Raw genomic sequence first — 1,195 nt, forward strand, 5'->3', positions numbered from 1 at the left:
TGAACTGCACCCCAAAAGTTAGACAGAAAAAATCTAACTTTTGGGGTGTTTTTATTATGAAATTAACTTATGATGATAAAGTTCAGATCTATGAACTTAAAAAACAAGGATATAGCATAGAGAAGCTTTCAAATAAATTTGGGATAAACAATTCTAATATTAGGTACATGATTAAATTGATTGATCGTTACGGAATAGAGTTCGTCAAAAAAGGAAAAAATCGTTACTATTCTCCTGATTTAAAGCAAGAAATGATTCATAAAGTCTTACATGAAGGCTGGACTAAAGATAGAGTTTCTCTTGAATACGGCCTCCCAAGTCGTACGATACTTCTTAATTGGCTAGCACAATACAAGAAAAACGGGTATACTATTGTTGAGAAAACAAGAGGGAGACCAACTAAAATGGGACGTAAACGGAAGAAAACTTGGGATGAAATGACAGAACTAGAGCGACTCCAAGAGGAGAATGAACGCTTACGTACTGAGGTAGCTTACTTAAAAAAGTTAAAAGAGCTGGAAGACAGGGACGAAGCTATACAGCGAGAAAGGCAGAGACAATTAGAGAAATGGCTTCAGGAGGATTTCGACTAGATTTACTTCTTGAAGTGGCTCGTTTACCTCGCTCAACTTACTATTATCAGTTGAAGGAACTAGATGGGCTTGACAAAGATAAAGATCTTAAAGCTGAAATTCAAGCTATTTTTACTGAGCACAAAGGAAATTATGGCTATCGCCGAATAACTCTTGAATTGAGGAATCGTGGTCATATAGTAAACCATAAGAAGGTCCAACGTCTGATGAAAATCCTTGGTTTAAGTGCTCGAATTCGCCGTAAACGAAAGTATTCTTCCTACCAAGGAGAGATTGGCAAGAAAGCAGAGAATCTCATTCAACGCCAGTTTGAAGGATCGAGACCAATGGAAAAGTGTTATACGGATGTGACAGAGTTTGCCATTCCAAATAGCACGCAGAAATTGTATTTATCGCCTGTTTTAGATGGCTTTAACAGCGAAATTATTGCTTTTAATCTTTCTTGTTCTCCTAATTTAGAACAAGTAAAAACGATGTTGGAACAGGCCTTCACAGAGAAACACTACGAGAATACGATTCTCCATAGTGACCAAGGTTGGCAATACCAACACGATTCTTATCATCGGTTCCTAGAGAGTAAGGGAATTCAAGCATCCATGTCA

The 1,195-nt window shown here is 37.3% G+C and carries 1 pseudogene; it reads left to right on the forward strand.

Going from position 1 to position 1,195, the window contains the following annotated elements:
• Positions 1-56: 56 nt before the first annotated feature.
• Positions 57-1,195, forward strand: a pseudogene (locus HT731_RS09205) (IS3 family transposase); the annotation flags it as partial.

It is taken from the genome of Streptococcus sp. k-163 (genome assembly GCF_013277555.1).
In the GTDB taxonomy this organism is placed as follows: Bacteria; Bacillota; Bacilli; order Lactobacillales; family Streptococcaceae; genus Streptococcus.